Origin of the sequence: Mammaliicoccus sp. P-M59 (genome assembly GCF_022386135.1) — a bacterium.
GTDB lineage: Bacteria > Bacillota > Bacilli > Staphylococcales > Staphylococcaceae > Mammaliicoccus > Mammaliicoccus sciuri_A.
In genome coordinates this window covers 1-21331 of the sequence record NZ_JAJNJJ010000006.1, presented here as the reverse complement: position 1 = coordinate 21331, position 21331 = coordinate 1, and the positions used below count along the sequence as shown (strand labels likewise).

18 protein-coding genes, 18 tRNA genes and 1 pseudogene are annotated in these 21331 nt (G+C 33.3%); 5 read left to right on the top strand and 32 right to left on the bottom strand.

The features are described from left to right. The first annotated feature begins 57 nt into the window (after positions 1-57). Positions 58-198, top strand: coding sequence for a hypothetical protein (locus LQ617_RS09930; protein ID WP_162841915.1), 141 nt, complete (start codon positions 58-60; stop codon positions 196-198). Between the two features lie 34 nt (positions 199-232). On the opposite strand, the gene trmL is transcribed toward LQ617_RS09930, so the two are convergent. The 9 genes from trmL to LQ617_RS09885 form a co-directional block, all read right to left on the bottom strand. Further along, entirely contained in the window at positions 233-706 is a 474-nt protein-coding gene (trmL, locus tag LQ617_RS09925) for a tRNA (uridine(34)/cytosine(34)/5-carboxymethylaminomethyluridine(34)-2'-O)-methyltransferase TrmL (protein ID WP_025904798.1), read from the bottom strand. Positions 707-709: 3 nt separating this feature from the next. Continuing rightward, the gene (gene queG, locus LQ617_RS09920) at positions 710-1837 is read right to left on the bottom strand and encodes a tRNA epoxyqueuosine(34) reductase QueG (RefSeq protein WP_037589731.1); all 1128 of its coding nucleotides are present in this window, start codon (positions 1835-1837) and stop codon (positions 710-712) included. A 569-nt stretch (positions 1838-2406) separates the two neighbouring features. Beyond that, positions 2407-3168, bottom strand: a complete 762-nt coding sequence (argB, locus tag LQ617_RS09915) for an acetylglutamate kinase (RefSeq protein ID WP_239740245.1) — start codon at positions 3166-3168, stop codon at positions 2407-2409. A gap of 14 nt (positions 3169-3182) precedes the next feature. Next, positions 3183-4421 carry a bifunctional glutamate N-acetyltransferase/amino-acid acetyltransferase ArgJ gene (gene argJ, locus LQ617_RS09910; protein WP_239740244.1) on the bottom strand — a complete coding sequence of 413 codons (1239 nt, stop codon included), beginning with the start codon at positions 4419-4421 and terminating at the stop codon, positions 3183-3185. A gap of 15 nt (positions 4422-4436) precedes the next feature. Next, entirely contained in the window at positions 4437-5471 is a 1035-nt protein-coding gene (gene argC / locus LQ617_RS09905) for an N-acetyl-gamma-glutamyl-phosphate reductase (RefSeq protein ID WP_206180556.1), read from the bottom strand. Positions 5472-5496: 25 nt separating this feature from the next. Next, the gene (locus tag LQ617_RS09900; RefSeq protein WP_037589737.1) at positions 5497-6222 is read right to left on the bottom strand and encodes an amino acid ABC transporter ATP-binding protein; all 726 of its coding nucleotides are present in this window, start codon (positions 6220-6222) and stop codon (positions 5497-5499) included. Continuing rightward, positions 6215-7678: an ABC transporter substrate-binding protein/permease gene (locus tag LQ617_RS09895; protein ID WP_037589738.1), complete on the bottom strand. Its 1464-nt coding sequence runs from the start codon at positions 7676-7678 to the stop codon at positions 6215-6217. The genes LQ617_RS09900 and LQ617_RS09895 overlap by 8 nt, the downstream gene beginning before the upstream one ends. A gap of 97 nt (positions 7679-7775) precedes the next feature. Next, complete coding sequence (locus LQ617_RS09890; RefSeq protein ID WP_239740243.1) at positions 7776-8774, bottom strand: D-2-hydroxyacid dehydrogenase; 999 nt, start codon at positions 8772-8774, stop codon at positions 7776-7778. A gap of 372 nt (positions 8775-9146) precedes the next feature. Further along, positions 9147-10199 (bottom strand): PTS sugar transporter subunit IIC, encoded by a 1053-nt coding sequence (locus LQ617_RS09885; protein WP_239740242.1) that lies wholly within the window; start codon positions 10197-10199, stop codon positions 9147-9149. A 140-nt stretch (positions 10200-10339) separates the two neighbouring features. On the opposite strand from LQ617_RS09885, the gene LQ617_RS09880 reads away from it, so the two are divergent. Beyond that, complete coding sequence (locus LQ617_RS09880) at positions 10340-12433, top strand: glycoside hydrolase family 31 protein (protein WP_239740241.1); 2094 nt, start codon at positions 10340-10342, stop codon at positions 12431-12433. 43 nt (positions 12434-12476) lie between these two features. Here the strand turns inward: LQ617_RS09880 and uxaC are convergent, their stop codons facing one another. Genes uxaC through LQ617_RS09860 form a run of 4 tightly spaced genes read right to left on the bottom strand, consistent with a single transcriptional unit; the run spans position 12477 to position 16676 of the window. After that, complete coding sequence (uxaC, locus tag LQ617_RS09875) at positions 12477-13883, bottom strand: glucuronate isomerase (RefSeq protein ID WP_239740240.1); 1407 nt, start codon at positions 13881-13883, stop codon at positions 12477-12479. Positions 13884-13898: 15 nt separating this feature from the next. Next, entirely contained in the window at positions 13899-15194 is a 1296-nt protein-coding gene (locus LQ617_RS09870; RefSeq protein ID WP_126477930.1) for a TRAP transporter large permease, read from the bottom strand. Then, the gene (locus tag LQ617_RS09865; RefSeq protein ID WP_025904787.1) at positions 15194-15682 is read right to left on the bottom strand and encodes a TRAP transporter small permease; all 489 of its coding nucleotides are present in this window, start codon (positions 15680-15682) and stop codon (positions 15194-15196) included. Before LQ617_RS09865 ends, LQ617_RS09870 begins: the two co-directional genes overlap by 1 nt. After that, complete coding sequence (locus LQ617_RS09860) at positions 15675-16676, bottom strand: TRAP transporter substrate-binding protein (protein WP_239740239.1); 1002 nt, start codon at positions 16674-16676, stop codon at positions 15675-15677. The genes LQ617_RS09865 and LQ617_RS09860 overlap by 8 nt, the downstream gene beginning before the upstream one ends. Positions 16677-16836: 160 nt before the next feature. On the opposite strand from LQ617_RS09860, the gene LQ617_RS09855 reads away from it, so the two are divergent. After that, on the top strand, positions 16837-17787 hold the full coding sequence (locus LQ617_RS09855; protein WP_037589744.1) for a LacI family DNA-binding transcriptional regulator: 951 nt from the start codon (positions 16837-16839) through the stop codon (positions 17785-17787). Between the two features lie 28 nt (positions 17788-17815). Here the strand turns inward: LQ617_RS09855 and LQ617_RS09850 are convergent, their stop codons facing one another. Beyond that, the gene (locus LQ617_RS09850) at positions 17816-18154 is read right to left on the bottom strand and encodes a nuclear transport factor 2 family protein (protein WP_345773051.1); all 339 of its coding nucleotides are present in this window, start codon (positions 18152-18154) and stop codon (positions 17816-17818) included. Positions 18155-18244: 90 nt separating this feature from the next. Between LQ617_RS09850 and LQ617_RS16085 the strand changes: the two are divergent. Beyond that, positions 18245-19210: pseudogene (locus LQ617_RS16085) on the top strand (LacI family DNA-binding transcriptional regulator). Positions 19211-19270: 60 nt separating this feature from the next. Continuing rightward, positions 19271-19486, top strand: coding sequence for a hypothetical protein (locus LQ617_RS09840; RefSeq protein ID WP_065381363.1), 216 nt, complete (start codon positions 19271-19273; stop codon positions 19484-19486). A 54-nt stretch (positions 19487-19540) separates the two neighbouring features. Here the strand turns inward: LQ617_RS09840 and LQ617_RS09835 are convergent. The 18 genes from LQ617_RS09835 to LQ617_RS09750 all read right to left on the bottom strand — a co-directional run bounded on the left by LQ617_RS09835 (position 19541) and on the right by LQ617_RS09750 (position 21330). Then, positions 19541-19625 (bottom strand) — tRNA-Leu (locus tag LQ617_RS09835). A gap of 149 nt (positions 19626-19774) precedes the next feature. After that, positions 19775-19849 (bottom strand) — tRNA-Gly (locus tag LQ617_RS09830). An 11-nt stretch (positions 19850-19860) separates the two neighbouring features. After that, positions 19861-19935: transfer RNA gene (locus LQ617_RS09825), tRNA-Cys, on the bottom strand. Between the two features lie 6 nt (positions 19936-19941). Beyond that, positions 19942-20013, bottom strand: a tRNA-Gln gene (locus LQ617_RS09820). 15 nt (positions 20014-20028) lie between these two features. Further along, positions 20029-20101: transfer RNA gene (locus tag LQ617_RS09815), tRNA-His, on the bottom strand. A gap of 2 nt (positions 20102-20103) precedes the next feature. Further along, a tRNA-Trp gene (locus LQ617_RS09810) sits at positions 20104-20177 on the bottom strand. A gap of 18 nt (positions 20178-20195) precedes the next feature. Beyond that, positions 20196-20279 (bottom strand) — tRNA-Tyr (locus tag LQ617_RS09805). 6 nt (positions 20280-20285) lie between these two features. After that, positions 20286-20361: transfer RNA gene (locus LQ617_RS09800), tRNA-Thr, on the bottom strand. Between the two features lie 14 nt (positions 20362-20375). Further along, positions 20376-20448: transfer RNA gene (locus LQ617_RS09795), tRNA-Phe, on the bottom strand. Positions 20449-20468: 20 nt separating this feature from the next. Further along, positions 20469-20544, bottom strand: a tRNA-Asp gene (locus LQ617_RS09790). A 13-nt stretch (positions 20545-20557) separates the two neighbouring features. Next, positions 20558-20631, bottom strand: a tRNA-Met gene (locus LQ617_RS09785). Between the two features lie 26 nt (positions 20632-20657). Next, positions 20658-20750 (bottom strand) — tRNA-Ser (locus LQ617_RS09780). Between the two features lie 12 nt (positions 20751-20762). Then, positions 20763-20836: transfer RNA gene (locus LQ617_RS09775), tRNA-Ile, on the bottom strand. 35 nt (positions 20837-20871) lie between these two features. Then, a tRNA-Met gene (locus LQ617_RS09770) sits at positions 20872-20945 on the bottom strand. A 20-nt stretch (positions 20946-20965) separates the two neighbouring features. After that, positions 20966-21041 (bottom strand) — tRNA-Ala (locus LQ617_RS09765). A 25-nt stretch (positions 21042-21066) separates the two neighbouring features. After that, positions 21067-21140 (bottom strand) — tRNA-Pro (locus LQ617_RS09760). Between the two features lie 18 nt (positions 21141-21158). Then, a tRNA-Arg gene (locus tag LQ617_RS09755) sits at positions 21159-21232 on the bottom strand. Positions 21233-21241: 9 nt separating this feature from the next. After that, a tRNA-Leu gene (locus LQ617_RS09750) sits at positions 21242-21330 on the bottom strand. Position 21331 lies beyond the last annotated feature (1 nt).

Genomic DNA, 21331 nt, shown 5'->3' with positions numbered 1-21331 from the left:
TATTGCCTTAATTCGTATATAATAAAGATAACATAACATTACGAGGGGGCTAATTAAATGAACACGCTATTAATCTGTATGGTTGGTGTAGCATTTATTACTGCGATGTTAACTGCTGGTCGCGATTCTAAAGACTATGGTCTTAAGGAAGAAGATTTAAACAAAGAACTTGAATCTTTAAAATCAAATAATAATTAATAACTGAGACCATATGGCCTCAGTTTTTTCATTTCTATGATAAATTAGGATAATTTTGTTGTCTTAACGCCTCATAAATTAATATTGCAGCAGTATTAGATAAATTTAAAGATCTTACATTATCATTCATTGGAATTCTTAATGCTGTATCTTTATATTTTTCTTTAACCCAATCTGGAAGTCCTGTTGTTTCTCTACCAAATATAAAGTAATGATTTTCTTCAACATTACTGTAATCAAACTGAGTATGTGGTTGTGTACCAAACTTCGTTAATAAGTAATAGTTTCCACCTTCAGTCTTTTCGAAAAATTCTTCAATACTATCATAATAAACAATATTTACAAATTTCCAGTAATCTAAACCCGCTCTTCTTAACATTTTATCATCCGTACTAAAACCTAAAGGTCTAATTAAATGTAAAGTTGTATCTGTTGCTGCACAACTACGTGCAATATTCCCAGTATTCGCTGGAATTTCTGGTTGATATAAAACTACATGATTTGTCATAATTTATTTTCTCCTAATCTCTAATCCTTTTATCATTTCTTCTTGGACTTCTTCTATTTCACGTTCATAGTGTGACATAATGAATGGTCTTGCCTCTTCACCTTGTATTTGACCGATAGCCCAAAATGCAGTACCTCTTATCATTGGTCGTGGATCTGTTAACGCAACATCTTTTAATTCTGGTATTGCACTTTCTTCATTAAAGTGAGCAAGTGCGACAATCGCATTTCGTTGGATCGGCTTTTTACCTCTCCATGCACCAGCTAAATGTCCATAAGTATTTTTAAATTCTTTATTAGACATTTTAAGTAGTGGTACAAGTCTTGGTTTCAGTACCTCAGGTTCTAATATAATGTCATCATGTTCAGTATTAATTCCTCTATTTCGTGGGCATACTTGTTGGCATGTGTCACATCCATATAAACGATTTCCTATTTTATAGCGGTATTCATCTTTTAAATAACCTTTTGTTTGTGTTAAAAAGCTGATACATTTTTGACTATTTAATTGACCATTACCTACTAAGGCACCTGTCGGACATCTATCAACACAAATGTTACAATCACCACAACTATCAATAACTGGATCATCAGGTTTAAATGGAATGCTGACTAACATTTCACCAAGATAACTCCAAGTACCTAGTTCTTCATTAATAATAAAGCCATTTTTACCTGCAAATCCTAACCCAGCTCTTTCAGCTACTGAACGGTCAGACAAGACACCAGTATCGACCATTGATTTAATTTCTACATCAGGCACTTTTTCTTTTAGGAATAAACTGAGTTTATCAAGGCGATTTCTCATAATTGTATGATAATCTTGGCCCCATGAAGCACGCGCAAACATACCTCTTCTATCTCCTCTAACACTTTTAGGAGCACCCTTTAATTTATTCGGATACCCTACAGCAATTGCTATAATTGAGCGAGCAGATGGTAATGATAATTTAGGGACTGTTCTTAACTCAATATCACTTTCTTCAAACCCAGAAGCATATCCCTTAGAATGATAATCTTCTAACTTTTTCTTTAATTCATCAAAAGGATCAGCAGTTGTAAATCCAATACTATCAATACCAATAGAATGTGCATAATCTATCACTTCTTGCTTCAATTGATCTAAATTCAAATTTATTCACCTCACTATCAAACATGCTAATACATTTTAACACATTTAATAAATAAATTTACGGTATTCGTATTAATTCAATTAAATAAGTATATAAAAAATTGCTTTCACAAACTGTGTGGCAAATGGTATGGCAAGACAGTATTTAGCTTGTTTGAGGTGAGGACTGTTGTGAACACTTCTGACCAAACTTGTTCATAACGGGGGTCTTGTGAACACTTTCGCCCAAACTTGTTCATAACGAGGGTGTTGTGAACACTTTCGCCTAAACTTGTTTATAACGTGGGTATTAGTTACAAAACTCGGCCGAAGTGTTACTATGGACCTCCTTAGTTACAAAACTTGGACGAATTGTTACTATGGACCTCCTTAGTTACAAAACTCGGCTAAAATGTAAACAAGGAGCTCCTTATTTGCACTTCTAGCTAAATCTGCTAATAACGGCATCACTATTTGCACTTCTAGCTAAATCTGCTAATAACGGCATCACTATTTGCACTTCTAGCCAAATCTGCTAATAAGCGAACAAAAAATCCGACAGTGCCCAAAAACGCTGTCGGATTTTTACTTTATAATGTAATTGTTGTACCTATTTTATTAGAATGAGAACTTTTTAATAATGCATGGTCTGATGATCCTGATATAATTTTGACACTTTTACAACCTTCTTTTATTGCAGAAATTGCGCCAGTAACTTTAGGAATCATACCGCCATATATTTCAGTTGATTCTATATAATTATGAATATCATTGATACTTAAATGGCTTTGTACTTCATCTTTAATCAGTACTCCTGGAATATCACTTATTAAGAATAAGTCGCCTTCCATTTCACTCGCTATTTTATATGCAAGACTATCTGCATTTATATTATATCTTTGACCTGTATTTCTATCGATACCGATTGGTGCAATAACTGGAATACTGGTCGAACATATGTTAGCCAATGTTACTTTATTAACGGATGTACATTCTGCTACAAATCCATATTTAGAATCTAAAGGTTTAATGTCAAATAAATTCATATCAATGCCATTTATGCCTAATGCTAATGAGTCATGTTGATTAATTTGAAACACAACTTGTGGATTGACTTCACCTATCAATGTACTTGAAGTTTGAAGTAACACTTCTTCATCAGTAACACGTAAGCCATCTACAAATTTACTTTCAATACCAATTTTAGTTAGTTGTCTATTAATAAACGGGCCGCCACCATGGACGATGATTGGCATATAATTTTGACTTTTTAAAGTAAGTATATCTTCTATTATCGTTTGACTTAAGTTGCTTAATACACTTCCACCTATTTTAATGACTGCATACTTCACTTAATGACCTCCTATTAAGTTCTATATAATGCATTAATTTTTACGTAATCATAGCTCAAATCGCATCCGAAAGCGGTAGATGAATGATGAGAATTTCCAACTTTCGCTTCTATTTCAATTGTATCTTGCTCCATTTTAGCTTTTAAATCTAACTCATCAAATGTTACATTCATACCTTTACTGACTAATAAATGTCCACAAAGCCAGACGTCTACTTCGTTAGTATCTACTGTATGATCTGCATAACCAATTGATGTTACGATTCTTCCAAAGTTTGGATCAGCACCGTGTATTGCAGTTTTCACTAAGCTTGAACCTACAATCGTTTTTGCAATTGCACTATTTTGAGCTTTCGTCTTAGCACCTTTGACATTAACTTTGATTAACTTCGTCGCACCTTCACCATCTCTCGCAATACTTTGAGCTAAAAATTGACTCACATATTGGACAGCTTGGGCGAACTTTTCCCATTCTGGATGTGATTTAGTTAATGTATGTTGACCACTTTCACCGTTAGCTAAAAGTATAACCATATCATTTGTACTTGTATCACCATCGACTGTAATCATATTAAACGTTTCATCAACAGATTCTTTTAGTAAGCCATTCAAATCTTCAGATTCAACATTTGCATCTGTTGTCATAAAGCCAAGCATTGTAGCCATATTTGGATGAATCATGCCCGACCCTTTACATGAACCGCCAATCGTAATCACTTCATCATCAATTTTAATTTGTACTGCTATATGTTTAGTCTCTTTATCAGTTGTTAAAATAGCTTCATTAAAATCAGAAGAATGCGCATTATTGAGAATATCAATATTATTCACACCATATTCAATTTTTTGCATAGGTAAAAATTCGCCAATCAAGCCAGTTGATGCAATTGCGATTTGATGTTCAGGTAATTGTAGTTTAGATGAAATCCATTTTTGAGTTTGCTTTGCATCATCTAAACCTCTTTGACCTGTACAAGCATTTGCGATGGCAGAATTAATAACAATTGCAGAAAGTTTGTGTTCAACATTAATACTTTCTTCAGTGACTTTTAATGGGGCTGCTTTAAAAGCATTTTGTGTATATACCGCTGCACAATTAGCTGGAACTGATGAATATAACCAACCAAAGTCTTTCTTTTCTCTACGTAATCCAACATGCATGCCGCCAGCAATGTATCCTTTAGGTGATACGACATCACCTTCTTCTATAACGATCATTTCAGAGTCAATTAATTCTTCAGTCTTATCTAACATCAAATTCCTCCTATTCTATGGGTATATTGGCAATAAATTTAATCCTTCATCTTCATTAAATCCAAATAATCTATTCATGTTCTGAATTGCTTGACCACTTGCACCTTTAACGAGATTATCTATAACTGCAACGATAATAGCTTTTTGTCTGTCTTCATCAACATAAATACCTATATCGCAGTAATTACTGCCTAGAACTTCTTTTGTTGTAGGGAATTCGCCAAGGTCTCTTACACGTACAAATGGTTTGTCATCATATTTCTGTTTATATATTTGATGTAATGCTTCTTCACTTGTTTGATCTTTTAAATCTACATAAATAGTAGCCAATATACCTCTTGTCATAGGAACGAGATGAGGTGTGAATGTCACTTTTATGTCTGATTTCGAGACTTGTGATAAATATTGTTCAATTTCTGGTGTATGCTTATGGGAACCTAATTTATAAGCTGAAAAGTTTTCATTCGCTTCGCCAAAATGAACATTTTGACTTAATGTTCTACCAGCACCTGAAACACCAGTTTTAGCATCTATTATAATCGTGTCTTTATTAATTAAGTCACTTTCTAAAAGAGGGTGTAAAGATAAGAGTATTGCAGTTGGGAAACAACCCGGGTTTGCAATAATTTGTGTCGATGATCCATCCACATTTGACCACTCAGGCAAGCTATACACCGCTTCATCCAATACACTCTGAGGAGCTGGCTTTTCTCCGTAATATTTTTCATAAATTGTGGGGTCTTTCAACCTAAAGTCTCCTGATAAATCAATTACTTTAATACCACGTTCTATTAATTTAGGAATAAAATTCTTGCTCACATTTGAGGGGGTCGCAAAAAATATTAAATCACATTGCACTGTTTCTACATCTAAACTTGTGAATTGTTCAATAATATTATTTTGTAAATGTGGATATGTATCCTTTATATCTTGACCAGATTTCGAATGTGAGAATACATATTTGATGTTCACTTCTTTATGCTGATTTAATAATCTCATCAATTCTATTGCACCGTATCCACTACCACCGACTATACCTATATCTAACACGAAAACACCTCTTCTATTTTTAGTATTATAATACTTTAGATAAAAATTGTTTCGTTCTTTCGTTTTGAGGATTATCAAATATTTGTTCAGGTGTACCTTCTTCTTGAACAATACCTTCATCCATAAATATCACATGGTCGCTGACATTTTTAGCAAATCCCATTTCATGTGTTACAACGACCATTGTCATACCTTCTTTGGCTAAATCTTTCATAACACTTAATACTTCACCAACAACTTCGGGGTCTAAAGCTGAAGTTGGTTCATCAAATAAAATAACTGCCGGGTTCATCGCTAACGCACGAGCAATCGCTACACGTTGCTTTTGTCCACCTGATAATTTAGAAGGATAAACATCTGCTTTATCTTCTAGACCAACTTTTTTAAGTAATTGTTTAGCTTGATCTTCTAATTCGGATTTTTGTCCTTTTTTCAAAGTTAAAGGTGTTAGTGTAATATTTTCGATTACTTTTTTATGTGGAAAAAGATTAAAACCTTGGAAAACCATGCCCATTTTTTGTCTTAATTGATCCAACTTTGCACCTTTCGTATTTGTTAAATCATTATTTTCAAATACGATCTGTCCAGAGGAAGGTTCTTCTAATAAATTCAAACATCTAAGAAGCGTACTTTTACCACTACCAGATGGGCCGATAATCGCAACAACTTCCCCTTTTTCAATATTTAAATTAATACCTTTTAATACTTCATTTTTACCAAATGATTTGTGTAAATCGTTAACTTTAATCACTTACACTAAACCTCCTTTCAGCAAAGTACATCACTCTAGATAACGTAAACGTTAAGATAAAGTACAATACTGCTGCTACTAATAATGGTGTAAATGGATCAAATGATGCCCCTTGAACAACTTGAGCATTAAACATCAATTCACTTACGCCGATAACAGAAACTATAGAAGATTCTTTAATAACTGTTACAAATTCATTACCTAATGCAGGTAAAATATTTTTAATGGCTTGTGGCAAGATAACTTTAGTCATAGCTTGTGATTTATTTAATCCTAATGATCTAGCCGCTTCCATTTGGCCATTATCTACTGCGTTAATACCAGCTCTAATAATTTCTGCAATATAAGCACTACAGTTAATGATGAGTGCGATAATACCACAAATTAATGCTGATAAATCTAATCCAAGTACTGCTGTTGTACCGAAATAAACTAAAAATACTTGAACGAGTAATGGTGTGCCTCTTATAAATTCAATGTAAACTGAAGCAATCGATTTAAATATTTTACTATTACTTAATTTCATAAGTGCTAAGAAGCAACCAATTAATGCCCCTGCTACTACACCTAAGAATGATAATAAAATCGTATACCCTACACCGTGTAAGAAATATGAACCATATTTACTGAAGAAAGAACCATCATCGAACATCGCTTCAGTTGCTTTATCTTGATAGTCTTTAATCAAATTATTGTCACGAACTTCTTTAACACTCTTATTAACTCTCTTCATTAATTCAGGTGAGTTTTTCGGTAATGCAATAGCTGTTGTCTTGTCTGCATCTGAAAATGTAACATCTGAATATGTTAAATTAGGATTCTTCTCTAAATATGCATCAGCAACAGGTCCTTCAATAATCATGCCGTCTACCTTTCCAGAATTAAGTGACATAATAACTTCAGGTACTCTCGTTAATGAGCTAACTTGAGATTCTGGCATTTCTGTTTTTGCCAATTCTTCTTGAGTCGTTTGCTTTTGCACGCCGACCATTTTTCCTTTAAAATCATCAATCGTTTTTAATTTGTCTTTATCTTTTTTCTGTATAATCATTCTTTGATTAACTTCCATATAATCATCAGAAAAATCAACTTGTTTCTTTCTCTCAGGAGTTGGAGCCATACCAGAAATAATCATGTCGATTTTTCCAGTTTTTAAAGCACCTAGTAAACTATCAAATTGCATATTCACAATCTTAAGTTTAATATCATTGTCTTTTGCAATTTTTTTAGCAAGTTCTATATCTATCCCAGCATATTCACGTTCACCATCTTTAGTGTGCTCAAACTCATAAGGTGCATAATCTGCTGATAAGCCTACTCTTAACTCGCCTCGTTCTTTAGCTTTATCCCATTGATCAGTTTCTGCAGCTTGTGACTTTATGGGGGCTAAATAAGGAATTGTAAGTAGTAAACAAATTGTTGCTATAACTACTTTAGTAAATACATTTCTTTTCAAATTCGTTACCTCCTGAATCAATAATATTCATTATTATACGCATTCATGAAATTTTATGCAATAGCTTTTTATAAAAAAAGTATGAACGAACGTTCATTCATACTTTACTTAGTTGAACTTCATTTTCACTATATCCAGTTGTGATAACTTCAAGTGCACTATCTAATGAAATTTCAACCATATTTTGTACGGCTGTATGTGTATAAAATGCAATATGAGGTGAAATTAATACATCGTCACGTGACATCAATTCTTTTAAAGTAGGATCTTCAATTTCTTTGTCTGTATAATCATATGAAAAATATGCAAATTCATTCTCATATACATCTAACGCTACACTATGTAATTTACCGCTATTTAATGCTTGAATGATATCATTAGTCTTCAATGTCGCACCTCTAGCTGTATTCACTAAATATGCACCATTTTTCATATATTTAATCGTCTCTTCATTAATAATGTGTGTCGTTTCTTCATTTGCTGGAACATGTAATGTGATTAAATCGGCTTTAGATAGTCCTTCTTGTAAACTTTGTACATATTCAATATCGCTTAACGACTGGTCATATGGGTCATAACCGATAACTTCCGCACCAAATCCTTTAAATAATTGTGCTGACACTTTACCTATTCTACCAACACCTATAACCAGTACCGTCATACTTCTTAGTTCTTTAGCGATAACTGTTTCATCCCAAGTAAAGTCTTGATGTTCTACTTTTTTATTTATTTTATTAATGTTTCTTATTAATTCTAAAGCTCTACAAACTGCAAATTCCGCTATCGCATTTGGACTGTATGAAGGAATATTTGTAATTTTTATATCATGTTTAGCAGCTTCATCTAAATTAAACATATCAAACCCAGCCGCACGACCAGCAATTTGTTTAATACCAACATCTTTAAGTGCCTCATAAATTCTGTCATCAAACTTAAATAACTGTTGAGTACTCACACCATCAAAAGATGATAAAGTATGGACATTATCTAAAGTTAAATCCTCTTCCGTACATTCAATTTCATGACCATTAGTTTGACCCCACTGATATGCATAAGGCTTTTCATCTTCTCTTATATTAAATAATTTAAATCGCATAATTCGTACTTCCTTTCAGTAAAAAATAAATAATGATTAATTCTACAACACTTTATGAAAACAAACAATCTCTTTTTCATAATATTCTTACAATTAAAAGTGTATCTAGTATGGTGAATAACATATTTATCAAGAAGTGATACTAATTAGCGTCCTTGTGAACAGTTTTGTCTAAACTTGTTCGTAACGATGGCCTTGTGAACACTTCTCGCTAAACTTGATAATAACAACCCCAGTATTTGCACTTCTATCCAAACTTGCTAATAACGCACCCAGTATTTGCACTTCTATCCAAAACTACTTTTAACGCCACCAGTATTCAGACATATTTAAAGGCTGCGACATTTTTCTTGTCTCAGCCTGCTCTTCTTTCTAATTATTTTCTTTAAATAAAAACATTTCTTGATTATACTTTGGAAGTATTTTTAAACAAACTTTATGTACGATATATGCAAATACAAACGGTATGACGAAATATGCTACGCCAAGTATTAAAATATTTAAAAATACTGATCCTTCCATAAATTTTAATGCGTTTGCTGGTCCAACAAATCCGGTATAACCAAATCCGGTAGACATTGGTGTACCTTTTATGCCAACGAAATAAGTTAGTAATCCACTCATTAGTCCATTTATGATTAATGGTACTGCGATGATAGGATTTTTGAAATATACTGGAATCATCATTTTAGCAGCACCGATAATAAGAACGATATTGATACCTTTATCGTTCACTTTCCATGAGCCCATCAAGAAAGTCACACATGCTGCAACAATCCCCATATTGCCAGCTCCTGAACTTAAACCATTTAAACCGACTGCAGTAGCAATTGCTACAACTGAAATTGGCGTAACCATTAATAATGCATAAGTAATCGCAATCAATATACACATCATTAACGGATTCAATGTAGAAAATTGTTCTATTAATTTGCCGATACCTTTTGTTACATTACTAACATATGGAAGTGTCAGCATACCTATAAATCCACTGACAACTGAAATAATAATTGGCATAATCAACATATCTAAAGAACCAAATTTTCCTTTCAATTTAATCATCAAATAACAACTGATAATTAAAACAACGATTAAATTGACGACATCCCCTATACTTACAAATATAAATTGATTATTTTGTATTTTCACAGCGCCTGAACCTATTAAACCTGCAGCGCCAATCATAACTGCATCAGTAGCTTGGAATTTAAATTGATGTGCAACAACGATGCCTATAATAAAACTCATCGCAAACTGCATGAGTAATAATGCTTGGTTAAACATTTCTAATAGCGGATGAAACTGTGATAAATAACTAAATAACACACCAAGTATGGCGTTTGGTATTAATGCTATAACAATACCTACACCTATACCATTCAAAATATTAGAGAAAAATTCCTTTACTGTGAAATGTTTATCCATAAAAAGCCTCCTGAAATCATATGTATTAATGATATATGACTTTATTTTTATAGACAATGCTATTTTTACTATTTTACTTTACTTTGGTATAGTTTAATGTAATAGTTTAAATAACAACGTTGTTATAGGAGGATTTTTACATGTTTAATATGATTTCACAAGATAAAAATACAATTGTAATCAGTGACAAGCAAAACGAGCATTTCTTTACAATCCGCATATTAGAAGATTACTTAATCAATATTAAATCTTCTACAGAGAAAGAAATCACTTTACCGACTTGGACCATTACACCTGGAGATACTGAATTACCTTTCGAAGGTCTCTCTAGATATGATCAATCTAACTTTTCATGTCCACAATATGAAATTTCAGAAGAACAACACCATATTATAATTAAGACAAAGTCATTAAAACTTATCATTGATAAAGAAGATTTCTATTGTAGTTGGTATGATATAAGTTCATCTGACAAAGAAATTGAAATTATGCAAGACCGTAAGACAGGCAGTTATCATCATCAAATATCAAGAAATCATCCGACTTGTCATTATTTAAATAGAGATAAAAATGAAATGTATTTTGGTCTCGGTGAAAAAAGCGGAAAAGTGAATAAACATGGCAGACGATTCAGAATGAAAAATATAGATGCTATGGGTTATAATGCTGAAACGACTGATCCTCTTTATAAACATATTCCTTATTATCTCACATACAAAACTGATGAAAATGTATCATTTGGTATCTTCTATGATGATTATCAAGACTCTATTGTAGATCTTGGACAAGAGTTAGATAATTATCACGGTCATTATAGATATTATGAAACTAAATCGGATTTTCTTGATTATTACGTTATTGCCGGTCCGACTATTCAACAAGTAACGACGCGTTTTAGTCATTTAACAGGTAGACCAACACTCATGCCTGAATGGAGTTTGTCTTATTCTGGCTCAACAATGCAATACACAGATTTGCCAAATTCAGATGAAAGACTGTTATCTTTTCTAGATCAATGTAATAGACATAATATTACGATTAGATCTTTCCACCTTTCATCAGGTTATACATCGATTCATGATAAGAGATACGTTTTTAATTGGAATTATGATAAATTTAAAGACCCAAAATCTTTTGGAAAAGCTTATACAGATCAATATGTAGAATTAGTTGCGAATATTAAACCTACCTTACTTACAGATCATCCTTTACTAGATGAAGTATTAGCCTTTGATGGATTTATTAAAGATATGAATGGTCAACCGCTTCTTGTACAATTTTGGGATGAAAAAGGATACTATTTAGACTTTACAAATAAAGACACTATTAAATGGTGGCAATCTAAAATAGAACAACAATTACTATCTAATCATGTGAATTGTACATGGAATGATAATAACGAATTCGAAATTTGGGATGATAAAGCTAAAGTAAATGGTTTCGGCAATGAAGCAAACTTCCAAGACTATAAAGCAATCATGCCTATATTAATGATGAAAGCATCAAGAGAGATACAACAAAAATATCATAAAGAACAATATCCATATATCATAAGTAGATCTGGTGCAGCTGGTATGAGTAAATACGTTCAAACTTGGACAGGTGATAACTATACGAGTTGGCATACATTAAAATATAATAATGCTATGGCAATTGGGTTAAGTCTATCTGGTGTTTATAACTTTGGACATGATATTGGCGGTTTTTCTGGTGACAAACCAGAAGCAGAATTATTTTTAAGATGGGTACAATGTGGTGCCTATTATCCAAGATTTTCAATCCACTCATGGAATGATGACGGTTCTGTAAATGAACCTTGGATGCATAATGAAGTCTTCTCTGAAGTTAAACAAGCCATGCACTTCCATGAAAAGCTTAAACCATATCTTCAGTCATTAGTTGTACAGGCACATGAAGCATATGAACCAATTATTAGACCAACTTTTTACCAATTTGAAAGTGATATAAATACTTTTGAAGAAAATGAAGAATTTATGTTAGGTGAGCATATGTTAATTGCCCCTATCGTAGAAAAAGCTCAACTAGAAAGAACAGTCTATTTACCTAAAAACAACAAAGGTTGGATTGATTTTCATAGCGGCGAACAGTTTGAAGGCGGTCAAACAATAACTGTAAAAACGACTTTACAACATATCCCAACATTTGTAGTAAAAGGCGCAGAGATACCAGTTTATCAAGATGATTTAAAAACAATTGAAAATCTAAAGTTCTAAATAAATAAGAACCTAAGACAATATCTTCTTAGGTTCTCTATTTTTATATAGTATCTACGCCTTCGATATTATAGAGTGACACGGCGTTATTAAAGCAAATATCCTTAATAATTTCAGAAAGAATTTCATCATCATCAATGATTTCTCCTCTTTCCACACGTTTCCCAATCATTTCACATAAAATCCTTCTAAAATATTCATGTCTTGTATATGATAATAAACTTCTTGAATCAGTTAACATACCAACGAAAGTAGATAATAATCCAACATTTGCGTATTCTACTAAATGTTGTTCCATTCCTTCTTTAGTATCATTGAACCACCATGCAGCACCTAGTTGCACTTTGACTTTATCTGAAGTAAAGTTTCCAGCTGTTGCTTGCACCATTAAGTGATCATTTGCATTATTAGGATAAATAATTGTATCTGATAATGCATCATTTTGATTTAAATGATCTAAAAATCTATTTAAGTCAGAAGAACTGAGCATATCACCTACACTATCAAATCCAGCATCTGGACCAACTTCTTCAAACAATAATGTATTATTGTTTCTCACTGGTCCAAGATGAAACTGTACAACCCAATTATATTTTTTATACGTTTTACTTACTTCGGTTAAAATATATCCAGATAATCTACTTAAATCTTCCTCAACTATGTGTTTACCTTGCTTAATTTGTTCAAAATACTGTTCAGCTTGGTCTTTAGTTACATCCACTTTAAGTACTTTAGCAAAGCTTTGATCAGAACTTTTTGCGCCATTTTGATGGAAGTATTCAATTCGTTCATTGAGCGCATTAATATATTCTTCCAAATGATTTATTTTTCTTTCTGTAGCATTTTCTAATTGGTTAATAGATGCTTCTATATTATCTTTCGTTAAAGCGATATAACGATCAGGTCTAAATGTTGGTAATACTTTAACATCAAATGACTTATCCTCACGAAGTAATTGATGATATTTCAAATCATCACATGGATCATCAGTTGTACAAATGATTTGGACGTTGCTTCTTTCAATTAATTTTCTTGGAAGAAATTCTGGTTGTTGTAAACTTTCATTCAACTGATTATATAATTGTTCTTTATCAATTTTATTTAAATTTTCATTGATATTGAAATACCTTGCTAACTCTAAATGACACCAATGGTACATTGGATTCATGATACTTTTAGGCAATAAACTTATAAAAGCTTCGAATTTTTCTTTATCAGTTTTGTCTCCAGTAATATACGACTCATCTATTCCATATGCGCGCATTAAACGCCATTTATAATGATCGTGTTTTAGCCAGACTTCAGTAATCGTATTAAAAGGTTTATTCTCATAAATTTCTTTCGGATCTAAATGACAATGAAAATCAAAAATTGGAATATCCTTAGCTATATTGTATAAAGCCTGTCCTTTTTCAGATTGAACAATAAAATTTTCTTTAATTAAACTCATAAATACTCACCTTTCCTATAGCCCAAGTAATTTTGGTAAAAATAACGATAATTGTGGTACGAACGTAATTAATAACAACAGTATAATTAAAATAATAAAGTATGGTATTAATGTCTTAATGACACTTTCAATTCGTACATTTGCAACACTACTACCAACAAATAACGCACTACCTACTGGAGGTGTTATATTACCTATACATAAGTTAAATGCGATTACTATACCGAAATGAACTGGATCTAATCCGATACTTTCTGCAATCGGTAAGAAAATTGGAGTGAATATAAGTACTGCTGGTGTTATGTCCATAAATGTACCGATGATTAATAAAATTAAATTCATTAATAGTAATAATAAAATAGGATTTTCAGTTAATGATAATATGCCGCCAGAAATTGCTTCTGGTAATCCTGTAAAACTCATAACGAGTGAGAATAATGCAGATGCTGTAATTAAGAATAAAATCATACCTGTAATTTCTACTGTTTCTATAATAATCGCAGGTATATCTTTAATTTTTAAATTTTTATAAATAAGTGACAGTATAAACGCATATAGAACTGCGACAGCTGCACCCTCTGTTGCTGTGAATATTCCAGCTACAATACCACCGATTACGATAATAATTAATAGTAAACTTGGAATAGCATCTAAAGTTAAAAATAATTTATCTTTCCAACTCACTTTTTCAGAAACTGGATAGCCATGTTTTTTAGCTAAAAAGTAAGCAACAACCATACAACCTAGACCCCATAGAATTCCAGGAACGTAACCTGCAATAAATAATGCAGCAATTGATGTTCCACCACTTACTAGTGAATAAACAATCAATAATGAACTTGGTGGAATTAATAATCCTGAAGGTGCTGAAGCAATATTGGCAGCTGCAGAATATGATTTTTTATAACCTTGTGTTGTTTCCATCGGCGTCATAATTCTACCCATTGCTGCAGCAGCTGCAACACTTGATCCTGAAATCGAACCAAACAACATATTCCCTACAATGTTCGTATGTGCTAAAGAACCAGGTAATCTACCTACTAACACTTTCGCAAAGTTAATTAATCTAAATGCAATACCACCGTTATTCATCAATATTCCAGCTAGTACAAATAGCGGAATGGCAAGCATTGTAAAGTTATCAATACCAGTTACCATTCTTTGGGCAGCAGTAAGTATTGTGACATCAAACGGGAAAATAAGTATTAACGTTAATAATGAACTTAAAATAATTGAAATAGCGATTGGAATACCAAATGCTAAAAATATTGCTAATGATACAAATAATACGATTCCAGCAATTGTCGTCATTACACTTCACCGCCTTCATCATTTTCTGGTAACTCATTTGTTATAATGCCTCGAATTGAATAAAATGCAATAAAAAGTCCTGAAATTGGTAATGCACCATACATTAATGCCATTGAAACACCTGTAGCTGGTGCATATTGAGTCCAAGTAAGTGCTACAATTTTAATACCACCGTATATCATCAAAATTAAAGCAACTAATAAAATAATGATGTTCGTCAACCTTTCTATAAATAACTGTGCTTTAAGTGGAAACTTTTCTCTTATAAATAAAATGGCAATATGTTTTTTCTTACCAAATACATATGCTGCACTTAACAAGGCAAACCAGATTAACAAGAAGCGAATGATTTCTTCACTTGTCGTACTTGGCGTGTTCAATATATATCTTGTTATCACTTGCCAAACTGATAAAATGACCATTACAGTTATCAATACACCAGACACAGAAAGCAAAGTTCTATCTATATAATGTGTTAATTTATTCATTTTGTTCTGCCTCCTTAATCAATTTGTATTGTTTTTCTGTTCCTTTATTATTTTTAAATTCTTCTTGTAGAGGTTTTACAGCTTTTTTGAAAGTAGACTTATCTACATCATGGAATTTCACGTTCATATCTTCTTTAGCTGATTTAATTGTCTCTTTAATGGCTTTATCCCAGATGACTTCATGCTTTTCAGTAGATGATCTTGCTGCGCTTTTTATCCATCCTTTTTCTTCTTTCGTTAAATCATTGTATGCATCCTTATTCATAATTAAAATATCAGGAACGATAGCATGCTCAGTATTATAATAATTTTTTGCGACTTCTCCATGTTTATTGTCGGTCAATGCTGTTTCATTATTCTCAGCTGCATCAATAACACCAGATTGAAGTGCTGTATAAACTTCACCAAATGCCATTGGAGTTGGCGTACCACCTAATGACTTAACAAGTTGCACACTTGTTTTACTTGGTTGAACACGTGTTTTTAAACCATGTAAGTCTTTATTCGTCTTTATTTCTCTATCTTTTGTATATATATTTCTTAATCCTGCGTCATAGTAAGTAATACCTACAAACCCGTTGTCTTTAGTCGTATTAAAGAATGAATTTTGTACTTCAGGTTTTTTCATAATAGATCGGAAACTATCTTGAGATTTAAATAGATATGGCATACTAAATAAAGAATACGACTCAGAAAAACTTTCAAGTGCACTTGCTGACACTTTTGTAAATTGAATGGCATTTGTTTGTGTCATCTCAATTGCTTCCCGTTCACTTCCAAGTTGTCCGTTCGCATATATTTTAATTTTTAATTTTCCATGAGATTTCTTTTCTACTTCTTTTTTAAATTCTTCTAACGATTTATGTACTGGATGCGTTGTAGATTGGTTGTGTGCTAATGTTAAAGTCTTAACATCTTTATCTTGTGCGTCACTTTGTTGGCATCCATACAAAACTGTGAATACGCTTACAATTAACAGTAAAATTTTTTTCATCTCTCATCCCCCATTAATTTTAAAAAAGTAATCAAATTGACTACTTCTTTAATACTTATTGATAAGTATAAATCAAATGAAACAAAATAACAACGTTGTTATTTATAGAAAATGTGTGCTTATGGTATAATAAAGGAAATAATATTTAAAGGAGACTCACATGGCTGTAACATTAAAAGACATAGCAAATGCCTGTGGTGTTAGTTATTCAACAGTAAGTAAAGCGTTAAAAAATTCTCCTTTAGTTACTGCTGAAACAACAGAGCGCATACAGCAAAAGGCAAAAGAAATGAATTATATTCCTAATAATTCCGCTCGCTCTTTAGTCTCAAACAAGAGCCAAACAATTGGACTCATTTGGCCATCAGTAGACAGAGTTGCAGTATCAACTCTTGTTTCAGAAATCAATAACTTTTTAAAGAATACTGGATATTTTATGTCAGTATCAATCGATGATGTGGAAACTGCTGCACATAAATTTTTAGAATTACGTTTTGATGGCATCATCGTATTTGATGAAGGCGAAGCATCTACATTACCAAGTATCATTAGTTCAAATATTCCAGTAGTTGCCTATGGTACAGACCGAGAGCTCGAATATCCTATTGTAAATGTTAATCATAAACAAGCAATGATACTTTCTTTAGATGATTTAATGCAAAATAATATAACAAATATTTGCTATATTGGGGATCTCAACACTGATGATATTCGACAAATTATAAAGAAAGAAACTTTTGAACGTTATTGTAAAGAACACAATCTTGAATATAATATGATTGATTCAAAAGGACTATCAGCTGAAGATACATTTTTTGCATTAAAGTCATATTTGACTAATCATACGTTGCCAGAAGGTATCATTTGCGGAAGTTACGATATTACTTTAGGACTCGTGCACACTTTAAAAGATTCACTTGATCAACATATTGTGTACTCATACGACAACGTACCTCAATTTGACCATATGGATACAGTGATTCATTCAGTCGGTGTCCCAACTAAGAAAATTGCTGAAACATTAGTTAATATCCTTATCAATGCTATTGAATCTAAAGAAAATCAGCCTGATGTCTATCATCTCGAGCCTGAATTAGTAAAGCGGAAATAAAGACAAAAAAATGACTACAAAATTGTAGTCATTTTTTTACTGTTGTTCCTTGATGGAATCTCATCTTCCACTCTGATTGTTTTCTAATCCATAATGTACTCCGCTTAGTTGTTATATAATCAGTTTTATTGATTAATTCATAAGTCGTTAGTACAATACCTTTTTGAATTTTTTCAACTATAAAATTCGAAATCTCATAATCAAATGTATGTAAAGTGCCCTCTTCAATATCTCGTTTATATATCATTCTGCCAGACTTACCTATTTCTTTAAAATCATCATCAAGTAAATTTAAGATAAACGATTTATCCTTTCTATTACTCGCATCCAAATGTGCACATTCTAATTCATAAAATTGTTGTTTAATAAATTACACCTACTTTATCTTTGTAAATATAGTTCAACTTATATGCTAAAATAATAACATAGTAATAAGTATAATCGAGGGGGTAAGTAAATGACAAATTTAAAAGAAGTAGCTAAACGAGCAGGCGTTTCACCAAGTACTGTATCACGAGTAATTAATAACCACCCTTATGTTAATGAAGATAAAAGACAAAAAGTACTTGATACTATAGAAGAATTAAATTATATACCAAATATCAATGCAATTCATTTAAAAAAAGGTAAAACAAATTTGATAGGTGTCGTTTTGCCGTTCTCTAATCACCCCTATTTTTCACAATTAATTCAAGGTATTTCTGAAGAAGCGATTAAATCAAACAAAAAAATTGTTTTATTCCAAACTGCCTATGATACTGATCAAGAAATTGACGCTTTTGAAATGTTAAAATAAAAACAAATAGACGCACTTATTATTTGTTCAAGGAATATTTCATTAAATATAGTTGAACAGTACATAGAATATGGTCCAATTTCTATATTCGAAAATATTTCAAACTCCAAATTTAGAACAACATTTATTGATCACTACAACGCCTTCAAACAAGCATTAAATCATCTATACAATAACGGACATAGACATATTGCATGTGCTATAAATAGAAGAAATAGCACTAGTTCAATTTTAAGAATAAAAGCATACAAAGACTTTTGCAGTGAGAATGATTTACCCTTCAATGATCAAGATATATATGAGAATTTTGTATTATTAGAAGATGGTCAAAGACTTGCTCAAGAAATTGATAATACAGAAAATCCACCTACAGCAATTGTTGTTTCTGGAGATAACACAGCAGCAGGATTGTTTATTAGTTTAAATGACGAACAAAAGAAAAATATATCTATCATTGGGTTTGAAAATCATAAAATATCTCAATTGCTAGACCTTACTACAATTGAGATTCCCCTTTTCCAAATTGGTAAAAGTTTGTTTAACCAACTATATGAAGATAAACTGAATAACTATTTATTTGAAACAAAACTTATTAAAAGAAACTCAGTATTTAAATTAAACCATTGACATGAAATGCATTTCATAGATTATCCTTTAATCAATCACAAATATTAGGGGGTAATTAAAATGAACAAACAAAAAGTTGGTATTGATGGTTGTAATATTACTTCAGAAATTTATGTAGAAATACTTCAACACACTACTAATATTGATATTGTCGCTTGTACTGATGAGAGCCTATCAAAAGCAATTAGTATGAAAAACAAATATGATATCCCTCAAGTAATGACAAGAAGTAAAATGTATAAAGATAAGAAAATTGATTATATTATTAAACTTTAATAGAACAAAAAAAGTCTTAAGCGATTAGCTTAAGACTTTTTCATTAATTATATATACCGGTGGTCGGGTTCGAACCGACACGTCCTCAACGGACACGGGATTTTGAGTCCCGCGTGTCTGCCAATTCCACCACACCGGCTTAATAAAAATCCTACAAAAAAATCTTCCCAATGGAAGAAATAAATGGAGCGGAAGATAGGACTTACACCTATATCTCATTCCGGGAAGGAATGTATTCTAAGAGTTGAAATACTCCCGCATTTTAATAAATAACAGTATTAATAATAATGGAGCGGAAGATAGGACTTGCACCTATATCTCATTCCGGGAAGGAATGTATTCTAAAAGTTGAAATACTCCCGCAAAGTTATTAATGGAGGCGGCAACCGGATTTGAACCGGTGAATAGAGGTTTTGCAGACCTCGGCCTTACCACTTGGCTATGCCGCCAGACTACTGGGCTAGCTGGATTCGAACCAGCGAGTGACGGAGTCAAAGTCCGTTGCCTTACCGCTTGGCTATAGCCCATTAATATAAAATAAGGGCGGCTGATGGGAATCGAACCCACGAGTGTCGGAACCACAATCCGATGCGTTAACCACTTCGCCACAGCCGCCATGGCAGGGGCAGTAGGAATCGAACCCACACCAAAGGTTTTGGAGACCTCTATTCTACCGTTGAACTATGCCCCTATTAAATTAAAATAATAATGGTGGAGGGGGGCAGATTCGAACTGCCGAACCCGAAGGAGCGGATTTACAGTCCGCCGCGTTTAGCCACTTCGCTACCCCTCCGTTAGATGGTGCCGGCCAGAGGACTTGAACCCCCAACCTACTGATTACAAGTCAGTTGCTCTACCAGTTGAGCTAGGCCGGCAAAAAGTTAAAAGATGGCTCAGGACGGAATCGAACCGCCGACACAAGGATTTTCAGTCCTTTGCTCTACCGACTGAGCTACTGAGCCATACATTAATTTTTAAAAAATGGCGGTCCCGACGGGAATCGAACCCGCGATCTCCTGCGTGACAGGCAGGCATGTTAACCGCTACACCACGGGACCATCATTAAAGCTATTGCGGGAGGCGGATTTGAACCACCGACCTTCGGGTTATGAGCCCGACGAGCTACCGAACTGCTCCATCCCGCGATAATAATATTAAGTTACAAATATAATGGCGGAGGAAGAGGGATTCGAACCCCCGCGAGCCGTTAAGCCCCTGTCGGTTTTCAAGACCGATCCCTTCAGCCGGACTTGGGTATTCCTCCAATATATAAGTATGGACCTTGCAGGACTCGAACCTGCGACCCAACGGTTATGAGCCGTTTGCTCTGACCAACTGAGCTAAAGGTCCAAAATTTAAAATATGTATCATATTGAAAATTTTAATGGCGGCGGAGGGGATCGAACCCCCGACCTCACGGGTATGAACCGTACGCTCTAGCCAGCTGAGCTACGCCGCCATAATGGTATTATTTTTAAATGGTGGAGACTAGCGGGATCGAACCGCTGACCTCCTGCGTGCAAAGCAGGCGCTCTCCCATCTGAGCTAAGCCCCCATTTAATATGTAAATTTTTAAAGAGTCGGGAAGACAGGATTCGAACCTGCGACCCCTTGGTCCCAAACCAAGTGCTCTACCAAGCTGAGCTACTTCCCGTAACCAAAATGGTCATTACGCGCCCGAGAGGAGTCGAACCCCTAGCCTCTTGATCCGTAGTCAAACGCTCTATCCAATTGAGCTACGGGCGCATATTAATATGGTGCCGAGGACCGGAATCGAACCGGTACGGTAATCACTTACCGCAGGATTTTAAGTCCTGTGCGTCTGCCAGTTCCGCCACCCCGGCA

Excerpts from the sequence above, each read along its gene's own strand:
- LQ617_RS09930 (WP_162841915.1), top strand. The coding sequence starts at position 58 with ATGAACACGCTATTAATCTGTATGGTTGGTGTAGCATTTATTACTGCG.
- trmL (WP_025904798.1), bottom strand. The coding sequence starts at position 706 with ATGACAAATCATGTAGTTTTATATCAACCAGAAATTCCAGCGAATACT.
- argJ (WP_239740244.1), bottom strand. The coding sequence starts at position 4,421 with ATGTTAGATAAGACTGAAGAATTAATTGACTCTGAAATGATCGTTATA.
- LQ617_RS09890 (WP_239740243.1), bottom strand. The coding sequence starts at position 8,774 with ATGCGATTTAAATTATTTAATATAAGAGAAGATGAAAAGCCTTATGCA.
- LQ617_RS09885 (WP_239740242.1), bottom strand. The coding sequence starts at position 10,199 with ATGGATAAACATTTCACAGTAAAGGAATTTTTCTCTAATATTTTGAAT.
- LQ617_RS09880 (WP_239740241.1), top strand. The coding sequence starts at position 10,340 with ATGTTTAATATGATTTCACAAGATAAAAATACAATTGTAATCAGTGAC.
- uxaC (WP_239740240.1), bottom strand. The coding sequence starts at position 13,883 with ATGAGTTTAATTAAAGAAAATTTTATTGTTCAATCTGAAAAAGGACAG.
- LQ617_RS09870 (WP_126477930.1), bottom strand. The coding sequence starts at position 15,194 with ATGACGACAATTGCTGGAATCGTATTATTTGTATCATTAGCAATATTT.
- LQ617_RS09865 (WP_025904787.1), bottom strand. The coding sequence starts at position 15,682 with ATGAATAAATTAACACATTATATAGATAGAACTTTGCTTTCTGTGTCT.
- LQ617_RS09860 (WP_239740239.1), bottom strand. The coding sequence starts at position 16,676 with ATGAAAAAAATTTTACTGTTAATTGTAAGCGTATTCACAGTTTTGTAT.
- LQ617_RS09855 (WP_037589744.1), top strand. The coding sequence starts at position 16,837 with ATGGCTGTAACATTAAAAGACATAGCAAATGCCTGTGGTGTTAGTTAT.
- LQ617_RS09840 (WP_065381363.1), top strand. The coding sequence starts at position 19,271 with ATGAACAAACAAAAAGTTGGTATTGATGGTTGTAATATTACTTCAGAA.